A 14,367-nucleotide genomic window follows, 5' to 3' on the forward strand; every position below is an offset into this window, starting at 1 on the left:
TGGGTCATCTCCTGGGTCATCTCCCGGGTCGTCTCCTGGGTCATCTCCTGGGTCATCTCCTGGGTCATCTCCCGGGTCGTCTCCTGGGTCATCTCCTGGGTCATCTCCTGGGTCATCTCCCGGGTCGTCTCCTGGGTCATCGTTTCCAGAACCGCCAGCAGCTGCGATATTAAACCGGAAGGAAGTGCTCAATGCTTGATAGGAATTGTCCACCTCAGCAGGTAGTTCTAAGGTAAAATCAAACGTCTTATTTCCTCCAGGTCTAATCGCCCCAAGATCAAAGTTCTTTAAATTACCGAGGCTCCCACTGTAAACAGTTGTTCCTTGATCTATAATATTTAACTTTAAAATTTGATAAAGTTCATCGTCCCCGCTGCTTAACTCAGAGGAAATTACACATTGTAAATCTGATGTTCCCGTGTTTTTGATTTTGAGTGGTCTCCTTGATTCCGCTGGGGGTTGCCCGGGATACAGATTTCCTATATTAAAAAGCTCAGCTTGATCAATCGTTATTCCCGATTGAGTTGTACTGAGTTCAATTGCATAAGTAAGCCCTGTATAGGCGTTAAAAACAAAATAGAGAGTTAGGATAAACAATGCTAATCCAACCGTTCTTTGTAAAAGCTTCTTCTTTCTTTCACTTCTCATTATTACCACACTCCCGAATTAACTTTAAAACTTTACCTACCTATCCCCTTCTATTATATTTTTAGAATACTGACCTTAAATCCATAAAAGGTATTATCTTTTAGTACCCTAAAGTCTATTAGGTTCTGGTACCTGGATTAATATGGAAATATAAAGGGAAGAACCAAATCATTTCTTGATTGGTTCTTCCCTTTATTACTGCACCTAATCTGCTCTAAGACCCCCGCATTAAAAGGCGGCGGGTGTGGGCGCTTTATTACCATCTCCAACTTTATCTCTAGAGGCTGACACCCTCACCTTTTCCTTTAAGGAAAGGCCTGACTCGATAACCTCTTTCACATCATATACATAATATCGTTGATCATCGATAACCCAAAATCGCGAACTCTCTTTGGGATTATCACTGTACTTATAGATAATCGGTTTGCCTAACTCATCGCTAATCCTCACCAAATCCTCTATGGAACGGACTCGATTCTGCTGACCGCTTGTGGCAGTGACTTCTGATTCCAAAGCAACCAAGCGAGTTCCATGCTTCTTAAAGATCTTCTTAATTTCTTTTGCATAAGGATCGCTTTCCGCTTTCTTAGTTCCAAAAAGAAGAACTAACAAAGCTATCAGTAATAATCCGATCCCGATACCATAGCCGATCAGAAGATTTTGGTTTAGGGGCAATTGAACAGATTCAATCCCTTCGATAGCTTCTGGTTTACTTTCACTTTGGACCTTGGTTATTTTAAAGTATCCTGTATTGAGAGGGGCCTCTAGTGATGGACTAGCTTTTTTTTCGATAATCCCTTTATCTGTCTTAGCGGTTAATTCAACATTCATGATGGCCGTTACTTTGGCCTGAGCATTAACTTTAGATTCTTCACTGATCTTCTCAGCGAACGCATTGTAATCACCGATTTTGAGCGGAATATTCCTTGATAGGGAGAAACTCTTATCCTTTGCCTCGAAACTAGTCTTAGGGACAAGGGGGAACTCCTTCTTCCAAAGACTTATGAACGTCTCTCCTTCGCCGGTATATCCTTCGACTATTGCGACTATTTCATAATTTCCATTAATCTCAGCTTCTCGCTCGCCGACGAACTCATAAGTAAAAACTGTAGCAACATAATTAGCGAAGTTCGTCAAGTAAGTTTGTCCCTCACTCAAACTTTTCGTATCATATAACGAGTTGGGTTTAAGGACAACCTCATAATTGATCTCTTCTTTAGCCGTATAGCCATAAAGAGGTACCTTCGTTTCTTCAACGCCAGGGTACTTATACTCGTAGAAACAAAGTGCTCCAAGGATGACTACGAGCACAATGCATATTAACCCAATAGCTAATCTGAGATTCTTTTGAATTTGGATTTTCTTCAATTAGCAGCACTCCCAAAATTTTCTTTATATGGTTAATTCTATACATACCCATTTAATTCCTTTTGACATATATAATTTTCTCCATAAATAAAGAGCACCCAATTAGGTGCTCTTTGACAATATTCTTCTGTGAAATACCCAATTATCTTATGATCGGATCATAGGTTAGACGTACTTCGTACTGATCATCATTAAGTGGCAACTCTTTGAAGCTTCCTCCAACAAAAGGTAAAAACAGTTGTTTGACATCTGCCGACATGTCATTGTAAAATACCTGCCCATAAAAAGTTTTGGGGGTTTCAGGAGTAATTACAAGAGCTGGGATTTTGACTAACATCGGTAGAATTGTAGCAGATCCACCATTTTTCACACTTACCACGCCAGGAACAGTGAAGGCAACAGGATTATCAAATCCCGGGTGCTTGCGGGTTACTTTTAAGATATAGTCACCAGGCAGAGAGGTCACTGTGGCACTCCCATTCCCCCAAGCAGACGCTGCGACAACTGCATTGGACTCAGGATTAAGTAGTTCTGCTTTAATTTGGAACAAACCTGGGGCTTTTACAGTATAAACTGCATTGCCAGGAGTATTAGTTCCCTCCGTGAATACGATGTTTGCATTTGAATTCTCTGCTCTGTACTTGAGCTGTACTTGATACTTTCCACTATTGAGCGGAAGCACTTTTATTGCTCCTCCGGTAGTGGTACTAACGGTTATCGGCGCATTTATAACTTGATTATTAAACATTACTTCTGCAGCGACTTCGGCTGGGATTCCAGGTGCATTTTTGAAAGGAGGCACAACGATATTTACCGGGTTAATTGTATACTCCCCACCATTTGTCACATTTACAGGTACAGGTGTGGTATAGGAGATCGGAACATTAAAAGCAGGATTATTGTGAGTTACTCTAATCTTAAACAAACCGGTAACATCTTTAATCATAACACTCTCGCTTCCCCAATCAGAAGACGCGACAACCGCATTGGTTTGTGGATTAAGCAACTCTGCACGAATCCCAGCTAAGCCAGGAACATTAATTTTAAATCCAGTTTGTGCCCCGGCATTAATATTAAAGGAAACACTCTCGGTAACGGAGTTACCGGCATAATCAACTGCGGAGAAATTCACCACATATGCGCCAACCGCAGCGAAGTCTACAGTAGCCGCGCCTCCATCAGCCTTGACTTCTGGAGCGCCGTTGATAGAATAAGCAAGACTTCTCAATCCTGAAGTAGCATCCGTAGCACTAACTTGCAAACTTACCGGATCCACATAGGTTTGACCCCCTGCGATACCCGAGTAGGAAATACTCGGAGCAATTAGATCATTGGGGGTAAGGCCAATATTTAAGTCGGTTACCTCTGGTGGAACATCGACTGGATTACTGGTCATGCTATCAAAACCAACGCGGTTGACAACCACTCGATATTGTCCAGCCGCTACATCCCACGCATACCTACCATCCTCACCTGTTAACTGTGGATTATTGATCGGAGACATTCTTCCGCTATAAGCATCTTCACTCATATTAACCCAAGCTTGAAGTGCTGGGTCAAAATACTGAAGACGAACTGTAGCATCGGGTAATCTCCACCCTTCACCTTGTGTAGCATTAAATACATAACCGCTTGGATCGATTAGGATTACATTAAACGTTAGTGGTGCCCCGTTACCTCCAGCATAAAGGGGAATCATTTGGATACTCATTGGCGACTCCCATAGTCCTACACTGCTTGGGGTAAACTTATGGGTCCAATGAATTCCATCAGCAGAAGTCATTTGTTGTTCATAGCGATCTCCATTAGCATCAGTCGCGATTAGAGTAACCCCCAGTGCCGGAGGATTAGCAAATTCAGCGTTAATGGTGAGGGGGCTCATTCTTCCCGCTATCGGGGTACCATCAGGGGCAATCCCACTATTTCCCACTAGGGAAACATTCGGAGGAACAACCGGTTCAAGAGCTTCAATTCCATACTGAGCTGTGGCAAAAGGTATAGGATTTCCTTCCTGATAAGCATTAACTGTCAGATTGTGTATCCCCGCTTGATTCGGCTGTATACTCCAAGTTGTCTGGGTCGTATCCCCAATCATGACTTGACCAATTGCATGGGAAGCATCGTGATTAACCAGATTGATCCCAGGCCCTGGAATGATTTCCAACCGTGCACCATTTAACATAGACCCCGTATTGTTATGAAGGTAAGCAATAATATTAAAGGGGGTCGTTGACCACTCTTCATAAGGGATACGTTGTCTACCACTTAAAACCAGAGTATCATTACCGCCTACTCCTGGGCGTCCGTAATATGTAATAATTGTTTTAGTTTCTCCCGGGGCTATCGTCACTGGATTCCACCACATACCAACTGCACTGTCTCCAGTGTATGAACCTGGATTGATGTTGTAATCCCACATAGTATTATCAATATTTCCCCAACGGGCAATACTAAAGCGATCTGGTGGGGTGGCATTACGTCCACGCATGGTATATTGGGCACTGATGTCAGGATTATCAAAGGTCTGGAAGACCTGCCAAAAGGCCGGGACTTGATCCCCTAAGTAATCCTTTTCGTAGTTTATAGATTCCATACCTGTTTCGCTAGGCACTCGGAAAGGTGCACTATCATTGCCATTAACCATTGTATCAAACATTATCCGGAGTCCAACCTCATGATTGTTTGCTCCCGTATTCGTCAAGACATATTTGATTTGAATAGCATCGTCAATACCCGTTGCCGGATTTAATCCTGCTTGGACAACCTGCTTTACAGAAACATCCCCCGTTTTCCATATCGCTTCATTGGTAAAGTCATTCATGTTGCGAGGAATCTGAACGAATTGACCATCATTCGTATTGCCAAACACTTTATCTATTCCGTCAACCTTTAAGGAAGTGAAAGAGCTCCAGGGATCAGATGGCCAGGCATAGATCATATTGAACCAATTATCTCGCCCTAACTCCTTAAGCCCTGCATTAAATCTCCCATCGCTGCCGATCTTTGCCTGCACATTATCATTACCGATGGTTCCATTTTGAAGCGCAAGCAAGGAACGAGTAGCCGGTGCTGGTGAAGGGAAAGGTTTTTCTCCTTTGACTTCTTCTGAAGCACTATCGGCAGCAAATACAGCACCTTGCCCGAATGAAAATAGCATCATAATCGTGAGGGCTAAAACTACCATAAGCTTATTCTTTTTAAAACGATTCAATAACATAACGATCCTCCTTCGCATTAAGACTGTTGCTTTTCAGTCTCAAAAGAGGCTGTCCAATTATGGAACCAGCCTCCCTATTTTTTTACTGTGCGTTATGCTGTTTCCAATTGATAGTGATAGCGAATTCTGCTGTCTTGTCTTCAGCATTGTCATCATTTTCAACCGTGGTTGGCATTATGAAGTGTAAGGAATGTCCTTCTTTCGGTTCCCATCCGGGCGCAAACTCCTTAATCTTTGCGTAGCCTTCTTCGGGAACGTCAAGCATAATATAATCACCCGGTTCTAGCCTTAAACCTGAAAACAGAGTGGTTAGTTGAGCCTGTAGTTCGTCAAGACTTTGCGCCACGGCCAAATTTGCTCCTTTAATCTGATCATCTTTGTCGTATAACTCGTACCCCGCTACAGTCCAGATATCATCCTTTAATTCTTGATCAGTATTTGCTCCGAAGCTGACCACTGCATTATCGAAGACAGCTGGGATCGTGCCTTTGTTCTCTATGACAGCAAAGTAACTCCCCACAACTCCCGGATACATATTTGATAAGGTAATCGTCGTCGTTTTCGCATCGGTTTGATCTATTTCCGACGCCACATAGGCAAATTCACCTGCGTTGTCATAAGCGATTCCAAAGGGGAAACCCGTTTGCCCCTTATCAATAAACTCCACCTTCATTTCACCTGTGGAAACGGTATTATTGATTGCCAAGGAATCTGTCCAATAGGCGTATCCGGCACCAGTCAGCATGACCGAGGCAGCAAGAGTTAACGCCAATATCCCTTTTTTCATGAGCTAATATCCTCCTTATTGCCGATTCTTCTATAATAGCTGAAATAACTCTTTCTTTATTTTTAGGGTTTATTGAGCATTATGTTGCTTCCAATTGATAGTCATACTGATGCCTAATTCTTGATTTTCAATATCATTATCTGCAGCAGTATTCAAAGTGTAAGTAATGCAATGCATTTCATCATTATATGGGTAACCAATGGATTCCATAGCCGCTTTAGCATCTTCTACAGTCGGAAAATCTAAGGATAACTTTTGACCTGGCTCCATCCTAACATTAGCTAGTAAAATATTTAACTTAGATTCTAAATCAGCGATATTCCCCGAGGCATAATATCTCCCATCACCGGAATTGGGATTCGGTAAAATCTTATTTCCTTGGGCATCGGTAATCACATACCCGAAGGCAAATTTGAGATTGTCTTTTAGTTCTTGTTCAGCAGGGGTTAGAGTAGTGGCTCCATCTTTGCCCGTAAAGCTTACAGTAGCACTTGCAAAGACTGCAGGGATAGTTCCGTCATTGGCGATAGTTCCGTAGTACTGAGCATAAGCTCCTGGGTACATATTGGTGACCTTTGTTGTAACCGTTTTCTTATCTGGCGATACTACGGTTGCAGGCCCATTTAAACGACCCTCATGTTTAACGTAAGCACCCCAATAAGGATTAGCGCCATTATCGCCGCCACGTGTTGTATTCTGATCTACGAAGCTAACATTGAATTCACCAGTCGATACAGCATTATTTATTGTTACTTGATCCGTCCAGTACGCATATCCAGCGCCAGTCAGCATTACTGAGGCAGCAAGAGTAAGGGCAATTAGCTTTTTCTTCATTTTTTTACACTCTCCTTATTATTAAATTATCAAGTGATTCTTAGTTTCAGGTGAAGTTTGCCTAAGATGAATACTTACTCCATCTGAAGCTTAGAAGAACTTATCCAGGGACGTAGCAGCCGTTATCTCCCACTTATAGAAGATGGGAGGCTTACGGCTGGTAGTCATCGGATAAAAACCCTTATTATTGAGCATTATGTTGTTTCCAATTGATTGTCATATTAATGTAAGCTTCGGCCTTTTCAAATTGATCAGGATTCGCTGCATTTCCTACCGTACCCGGTAATTTAATTTCCACACATTGGCCTTCAGCTCCATCTGGATTCTGAGCTAAGTATTCTTCCATATACTCATCGGGGACATCAAAGGTAACAAACTCGCCTGGCTCAAGTCGAAGTCCAGCCATTATGGTATTTAAGTTAGTCTGTAAAGCAGATGCTGGTTTCCATCCCAAAGACGCTCCAGCCCAGTAGCCATTCTCCCCTTGAACGTATGCTGTACCGTCTGCATGATACTTCTTAACAAAAACCTGTGTTAAAAGTGCATCGGTAAAACCTTGTTGGTTCTCCGTCACAGTTACCACCGCATTATCAAAAAGTGCTGGTATCGATCCGTCGTTTCTGATTTTAAGTTCATAGCGAACTGTTGACCCTGGATACAAATTACTAATCGCTACTGTGCTGGTATTTTCGTCATTCTGAACAACGCTCTTTGTAATATAGGCCTCACCCGTAGCTCCAAAGATCTTCGGATAGAATTGATCATCCACGAAATTTACATCAAATTCGCCTGTGCTTACAGAATTATTGATCGTTACCTGATCCGTCCAATATGCATATCCAGCGCCAGTCAGCATGACCGAGGCAGCAAGAGTAAGGGCAATTAACTTTTTTTTCATGATTTATTCGCTCCTCTATTAAATTCTTTACTAAGCCAGATAAACTGCCGGCTGATTTGTTTATCTGGCTTATATTGTCATTATAAGAGGTTGTGACTTTGACCAATTCACTCATCAGTATGCATTTTAACTAGACGAATAAGTAGTATTTTGTGGATATTTTGGCTATTTCGCTTGCTACTTTGGTACCATATGTACTGCTCATCGCTCAACAAGTTCACGCCGACCCAGATCGTAGGGGCAGAGCTCTGCTCTGCCCGCTTAAGGATACATTTTCCGTGCGGATGGGGCAGGGGCCCCACCCCGACCAGCAGAGGAAACACTCCCCCAAAAAACAAAGCAGAGCAAGTTCTAAGACCTACTCTGCTCCGATTATTAGTTATCTAACTTTATTAGCATCTGGTGTAAGTGGTGCGTTATGTTGTTTCCAGTTAATTTTCATAGTGAAATCGACTGATTTGCCTTCTACATTGTCGTCATTATCTACAGTAGTTGGTAAACGGAACGTAAAGGTGTTTCCTAATTGGTCGCCTTCATCGCCAATTGTAAGTGTTTGATCTGGCTCAAGTGTAATTCCGGCAAGTAGAGCATTCAAATTAGCCTCATAAGTATTTAGATCTGTATAGTATTCACGTTTCTCTAAATCTGCTGTACTTGGATCTTGATCAGTGATTTTATAATACAACCAGTAAACCATTTTACTCTTAAGGTTATCATCACCTGCAATGTCAACAGTTGCGTAATCAAACACCGCTGGAATCGTCCCATCGTTTACGACTTGAACGGAAAGATTCGCCGAGGAACCTGGGAATAGATTCCCAAGTTTTGCCGTTACTGTCTTATCCGTAAAGGTAGATTTAATAAGGTCTTTTTCAGCATCGGATAGATTAGGGTGGTTACCGACATAAGCATCAGAATATACATATTTCCCCCATTCTGTACCATTGATACCAGTATAAGCATCAGTGCGGCCACCAGTGGAAGCAGAAATAACCTTAACATCAAATTCTCCAGTTGAAACCGTATTATCAATAGTTACCTTATCCGTCCAATACGCATATCCGGCGCCAGTCAGCATAACCGAAGCAGCAAGAGTAAGGGCAATTATCTTTTTCTTCATTATAAATCCGCTCCTTTATTACCTTTTTTGTTAAACCAGATAAATTTGCCGGCCACTATGTTTTATCTGGCTTACATTTTCATTATAAGAGGTTGTGCCTTTTATGAATTCACTCATCAGTAGGCATTTTAACTAGACGAACAAGTAGTATTTTATGGGTATTTCGGCTATTTCGCTTACTCCATTAGTACCATTTCTGTTCAGCAGATGAAGCACTCTACCTCAAATAACAGAGCAGAGCAAGTTCTATGACCTGCTCTGCTCTAATTAATAGGCATCAAATTTTCTCATTGTCTGTTCATTTCCCACTAAAACACTATATCATCCATAGGAATATCTTTGTCACTCTTAATCAATAATGTAGGCCATCCTATATTTGGAACCACCTTAATTATTGAACCTTTAATATTCTCTGGTTTAACTAACTCTCGATCTGGGCCGCTATTATTATCCCCCTGAGTCTTATAACTTTTTATTCCATCCTTTTCAATCACCTCAATAATTCGGTGGGATATCAGAATATCATCCCTCCGAAATTGGATCACATCTCCCGTAGCTAATCTCATTACATCAATCTTTTTATCCACTAGAATAACATCACCAGGCTGAATCATCGGAATCATGCTTCCAGTTGCAATAACTGAAGGATATATTGGGAATACCCCTACAGAAAACCAAACGATTCCTATCGAAATGAGTGTAGTAATAATCCAGCTCAAAGGATTTTCCTCTTGCTCCTTATCCCGTCGACGTTTTCGCGTCTCATCCTCATAAATAATCTGCACGTAACTTAATAAAAATACTGGGGTGAGAATGCCGACCAGGGCAGCAGTAATCCACTTTAAATCTGGAAGAATCGGTGAAAGCCAATGAAAGGCCTCAAGCGTTCCGATAAAGATAATAGATGCCAGTGGTCCACCATAAAACACCAGTACTGTAGCTAATAAATTCTTCGTAAATTCCGGCACTAAAAATTGAGCAAGAAATTTTGCAATTTCTTCATAACTTATTAAGCCACTATATTTTGTAATCGGAAAACTAATTATCGTCATCAGAATTGTTACAGCTAAGAAAACTCGATAATTCTCCTCACGAGTTATGCTATTCACTAAATAATGCCTAGCTAATTCACGTCCAACCAATACCGATCCGACGATTAATACATTACTAATTAACCCGAAGGCTGAATGATCATAGGGGCTTTTTCCTAATCCGTCAACTAGTCCCGCCAGCACTTGGACAACAATCATAATAAATGCAAAGCAAAAGGACCAGAAATGCAAGGATCCCCGCGTTTTAAGCTTACCCGTTGGTCGTACTGCCGGAAAAAACCATACTAATGCTCCAATGCTAAGCCACAGTAATGGTTGTTGGACAGTATTAACAAAGAACATATTTCCAATCATCCTTTTAATAATGGGGCTGTCCATGCAATATCCAAAAAGAATAAGCCCTACTAAGAGGGCATATCTGGATTTTGAAAATCTAGTGGGTTGCATTATTCTCATCCCTCACGTTCTCTTGAGGTTGATTAGTGGGACTCGGTTCGTTTATTTGCTCGATTGTATCTACCGGTTGGCTCAGCTGAGTCTGGTTAGGCTGGGTTTGTGCTTGTTGTGGCTGTTCAATTTGCACTGGTTCTTCGACATGTGCTATTGGATTTTCTTCACCTTTTTGACGATCTTGCTGATCCTGCTGCCCTGGATTCTGTGTATCTGCCCCGCTATATACCGGCACATTAGGCAGTTGTTCTTCCACAATCGGTGGGATATTTGAATCTACAGGTGGATGTTCTCCCACAATTGGTTGGCTATTAGGAGCTAATGGCAGTTGTTCTCCCACAAAGGGCGGACTATTTGGTACTAATGGCGGTTGTTCTCCCACAAATAGCGGACTATTTGGAGCTAATGGCGGCTGTTCTCCCACAAATAGCGGACTATTTGGAGCTAATGGCGGCTGTTCTCCCACAAATAGCGGACTATTTGGAGCTAATGGCAGTTGCTGCCCTAACAACGGCATCACCATGACTGGTACCGGCCTAACTAACGTGATATCCCCTTTGATCTTTATTTCTTTCTGCCAGTAGCTATAGCCTCCTGAGACAAATACTGTGGCTGTCGCTAAACTGATTAAGATGATTACCACATTACTCTTAATCTTCATCCCCATACCCCCCTGAGGACTGATCCTCGGTCCATTGTTTAAAGGGCAAGCCGATTTCAAAGGAGTACGTTCCTAGTTCAACATGAGTTTGCCCAGTCTCTGCAAGTTGTTCACTCTTCTTAGCATTCCCTTTGCTCTCCAGCTGATTGGGTATCTGGATTTCTAATTTGTGATTGACATTACCATTATTTGTGAGCGACTTTTCCTGGGGTTCCAGAACCTTAGCTTGTTGTTGAACTTTAACCTTAAAGTTATCACCCATCATGAGTTTTTTAACTTGATCGTCACTTCCCTTATCTATGGCATATTTTATCGGAATTGTGCCGTCGTTGACCACAGCATAATGAATAAATGCTTTATACCCATCTTCCAGTGTCCCAGTGATGTTCATGGTTTGTCTCTTTTCATCAAAACTGATGTCTAAATTGCTTAGCGCACTTTCATTAATCCCCTTTTCACTGTCATCCCAACTGGGCTGATTCCCCTGCTCACTCCCGTTCCTGACAATATTGATCCAGTAGTTTTCCCCGCAAAAAGCTGGATCCATATTCCCTGTCTGTAAGCTTGTTTGGATTTTTAACTGATTATCCCAATGCGCATATGTCATTCCCATTGTGTTCAAGGCAATAATAGCAGCGACAATGATAACGTATTTCCCATTATGCCTCTTTCTTTTGTTTTTTGACATTCTATTCTATCTCCCTTCGCTGGGAATATTACTCACGCACCATGAGCTCTATACTTGTATATTGAGAATTTCCACAAGCTAGAACAGTTCCCATAACACTGTGATTAAATCTTTCCTATGCTGTAATCTTTCTTATGCTGTTATCTTCTTCTCCCGCGCATAGAGTGCAGCCTGTGTACGATCTGCTAATTCTAACTTTGCCAGAACCTGACTGACATGTTTCTTTACAGTGTATTCCGTGATAAATAACTTTTTCCCAATATCCTTATTGCATAACCCTTCACCTAAAGCTACCAACACTTCCATTTCGCGAGGTGTTAACTGTTCCACATGTCCTTCACTTTCATCTTTACTCATCATGCAATCGATCATAGCAGGATCATAGTATTTTCGGCCCCTATAAACCAAACGAATGGCCGTTACAACTTCCTCTGGAAAAGCCTCTTTAAGTACATAACCATCTACACCAAGCTCACGAGCCCTTTGGAAATCCTCTCTAGCTACAGAGGAGGTTAGGATGATGTATTTACACACAGGAGCATTTTCCTTGCACTTCTCAATAATTTCGAGTCCGGAGATTTCTGACAGTCTGAGATCGATTAGGGCAACATCTGGATTAACCTTGGCAACAAGGCGGACTGCTTCTTCTCCTGTGGACGCTTCTCCGACTAAATTCATATCTCCTTCGACAGTAATTACAGCTGTCAATCCCTGACGAACTAACGGATGATCATCGACAATGACAATATTCATGCTGCACCTCCACGCCGCTTTATCGAATACTCAGTTTCACAGCCTAAGGGAAACTTTATTTGAAGTGTTGTTCCAACTCCCTCGCTGCTTGATAGTTCAAATAGCCCGCTAAAGGTTTGAGTAAGGACCTGCATATTCTTGAGGCCCAACCCTCGGCCTTCTTCATCCTGAAGAATCAGGGCTGTGTTAAACCCACTCCCGTTATCCGTGACTGTAAGTTCTAAAGATGCCTCATTAATCCATAGTCGGATATCTAGCTTGCTGCAGTGTCCATGTCTTACTGCATTCCCCGCCGCCTCTCGAATAATTCGGTATAGTGCTTGTTTTAATGATGAAGAGATGCGTTCTTCGGCAACCCTATAATCAAAATTAACTTCAATGGTGTTTAAACTAGCAAAATCATTTAGATAAATCTCTAAATTATCCTTAAATGGCTTTACTCCATTTTTAGTCGTGCTAAGCTGATAAATCGAGGATCTCAGTTCTTTGCTGGTTTCTTTTGTGGACTGCTCGATTAGGTCCAACTGTTGATTAATGGTTACTTCGTCTAAACTATCCCAAGAAACATGCAAGGTGTGGACACCACAGAGTATACTAAATAAACGCTGTGAAACACTGTCGTGTATCTCATTACCTATGCGGTTCTGTTCTTCGAGGATGAGAAGCTTGGAGGATAATTTCTCAAGTTCATGTCTCTCGAGAATTATGGCCACCAAATCCCCAAGAAAATTAAGTAGTTTAAGCTCATTATTCCATTGACTTTCTTTTCGGCTTGTTTTGAACTGAACCGATACACCCTCTATTCCAATATATCCATAAAAGCGCGCGGAGGACTTTATCGGTACAATTCGATAGCTTGAGTCCTTAAAATGGATAGCACTCCGTTTTTTGCGTTTTTCTTCCTCTTCTTTTGTTAACTTATCTAGATAGTTACTTAGTGTATCCATTTGCCAGGAGGTGAGTCCTTGACCTAATATACTCATCGGTTTAGCCTGATGGGAACTAATCCAGATAAAGGAGGCCCTACTCTCCAATATTTGGGCTGTAGAGTGAACCATTTGTTCGAGGATGGAATGTGTCTCCTCTCTTGAAGAGAAGGTTTCAAGGATATGGTAGAGAGACATGATATGACCCAAGGAACGATTAGCAAGGGAATTTGCTTCGTGGAGTTCTTCGTTTATACTGCAAAGAGCTTGCTTTTGCCTTTGTAACTCTGCGGCTTGCTGATCCAGTTGCTTCACTAGAGAAGCCAATAATCTCATTGCCACAGTCACGAGGATATAGACCAAGATGATATAAGACTTTTCTCTGATGAGCTCAAGAACGGTCATCCCTTCACTACTAAAAAGCTCTAAGCTTATAACGACTGAAGCAATAAGGTAGAAAGCCAGATTGATTATGCAGTATACTCCTCTGAGATAGAATAAGGCAATTAACACGGGGTTTAGAGCGTACCATATGAAGGGACTATCAAGCCCACCTGTAGGGACCAAAAGTAGCGTTAAGCCCAGTGTCTCAATGGCAGCTACAAAACGTATTGAACTAATCTCTTTGCTACTGATGTAATAGTCTAAGATTATTGTGCTAAAAACAAATAGAGCAATAACAACGACTAATTTATACATATAGCTGTTACGGGGAGGACCCATCATATAAAATAGGGAGGTAATGAACCAGGAAATATAACGATAGGCCGTTAGCACTTTTTGTTTCGCATCCAAATCCCTCGGCGGATTTAGAAAGAATACGCCCTGCCTTATTAAATAACGCAGACTCGCAGACATTCATATACACCTCTTCTTTAGCCGTTATATCCCACTTATCGAGGATGGAAGCTTTACGACTTGTAGTCACCAGATACATTTGCATACAAAAAAACACACCTAAGTTC

General features: G+C 41.8%; 13 protein-coding genes. All 13 read right to left on the reverse strand.

The features are described 5' to 3' along the window. The coding region (locus tag AAC978_RS09120; protein ID WP_341547733.1) for a hypothetical protein at positions 1-648 on the reverse strand (648 nt) is incomplete at its 3' end. 228 nt (positions 649-876) lie between these two features. Then, positions 877-2,016, reverse strand: coding sequence for a DUF5305 family protein (locus AAC978_RS09125; RefSeq protein ID WP_341547734.1), 1,140 nt, complete (start codon positions 2,014-2,016; stop codon positions 877-879). A gap of 142 nt (positions 2,017-2,158) precedes the next feature. Further along, positions 2,159-5,233, reverse strand: coding sequence for a carboxypeptidase-like regulatory domain-containing protein (locus tag AAC978_RS09130; protein ID WP_341547735.1), 3,075 nt, complete (start codon positions 5,231-5,233; stop codon positions 2,159-2,161). Positions 5,234-5,315: 82 nt separating this feature from the next. Further along, positions 5,316-6,020, reverse strand: a complete 705-nt coding sequence (locus AAC978_RS09135) for a SipW-dependent-type signal peptide-containing protein (protein ID WP_341547736.1) — start codon at positions 6,018-6,020, stop codon at positions 5,316-5,318. Positions 6,021-6,089: 69 nt separating this feature from the next. Beyond that, complete coding sequence (locus AAC978_RS09140) at positions 6,090-6,854, reverse strand: SipW-dependent-type signal peptide-containing protein (protein ID WP_341547737.1); 765 nt, start codon at positions 6,852-6,854, stop codon at positions 6,090-6,092. Between the two features lie 184 nt (positions 6,855-7,038). After that, positions 7,039-7,752 carry a SipW-dependent-type signal peptide-containing protein gene (locus AAC978_RS09145; RefSeq protein WP_341547738.1) on the reverse strand — a complete coding sequence of 238 codons (714 nt, stop codon included), beginning with the start codon at positions 7,750-7,752 and terminating at the stop codon, positions 7,039-7,041. A gap of 107 nt (positions 7,753-7,859) precedes the next feature. After that, entirely contained in the window at positions 7,860-8,090 is a 231-nt protein-coding gene (locus AAC978_RS09150; RefSeq protein WP_341547739.1) for a hypothetical protein, read from the reverse strand. 41 nt (positions 8,091-8,131) lie between these two features. After that, a complete protein-coding gene (locus tag AAC978_RS09155; protein WP_341547740.1) occupies positions 8,132-8,872 on the reverse strand; it encodes a SipW-dependent-type signal peptide-containing protein in 741 nt (246 codons plus the stop codon). 308 nt (positions 8,873-9,180) lie between these two features. Continuing rightward, positions 9,181-10,266, reverse strand: a complete 1,086-nt coding sequence (locus AAC978_RS09160; protein ID WP_341547741.1) for a signal peptidase I — start codon at positions 10,264-10,266, stop codon at positions 9,181-9,183. Between the two features lie 91 nt (positions 10,267-10,357). After that, complete coding sequence (locus AAC978_RS09165) at positions 10,358-11,035, reverse strand: hypothetical protein (RefSeq protein ID WP_341547742.1); 678 nt, start codon at positions 11,033-11,035, stop codon at positions 10,358-10,360. Beyond that, a complete protein-coding gene (locus AAC978_RS09170) occupies positions 11,025-11,723 on the reverse strand; it encodes a hypothetical protein (protein WP_341547743.1) in 699 nt (232 codons plus the stop codon). The genes AAC978_RS09165 and AAC978_RS09170 overlap by 11 nt, the downstream gene beginning before the upstream one ends. Positions 11,724-11,855: 132 nt before the next feature. Beyond that, positions 11,856-12,476, reverse strand: coding sequence for a response regulator transcription factor (locus AAC978_RS09175; protein WP_341547744.1), 621 nt, complete (start codon positions 12,474-12,476; stop codon positions 11,856-11,858). Beyond that, complete coding sequence (locus AAC978_RS09180; RefSeq protein ID WP_341547745.1) at positions 12,473-14,260, reverse strand: sensor histidine kinase; 1,788 nt, start codon at positions 14,258-14,260, stop codon at positions 12,473-12,475. Before AAC978_RS09180 ends, AAC978_RS09175 begins: the two co-directional genes overlap by 4 nt. Positions 14,261-14,367: the final 107 nt, after the last annotated feature.

Origin of the sequence: Desulfitobacterium sp. THU1 (assembly GCF_038181555.1) — a bacterium.
GTDB lineage: Bacteria > Bacillota > Desulfitobacteriia > Desulfitobacteriales > Desulfitobacteriaceae > Desulfitobacterium.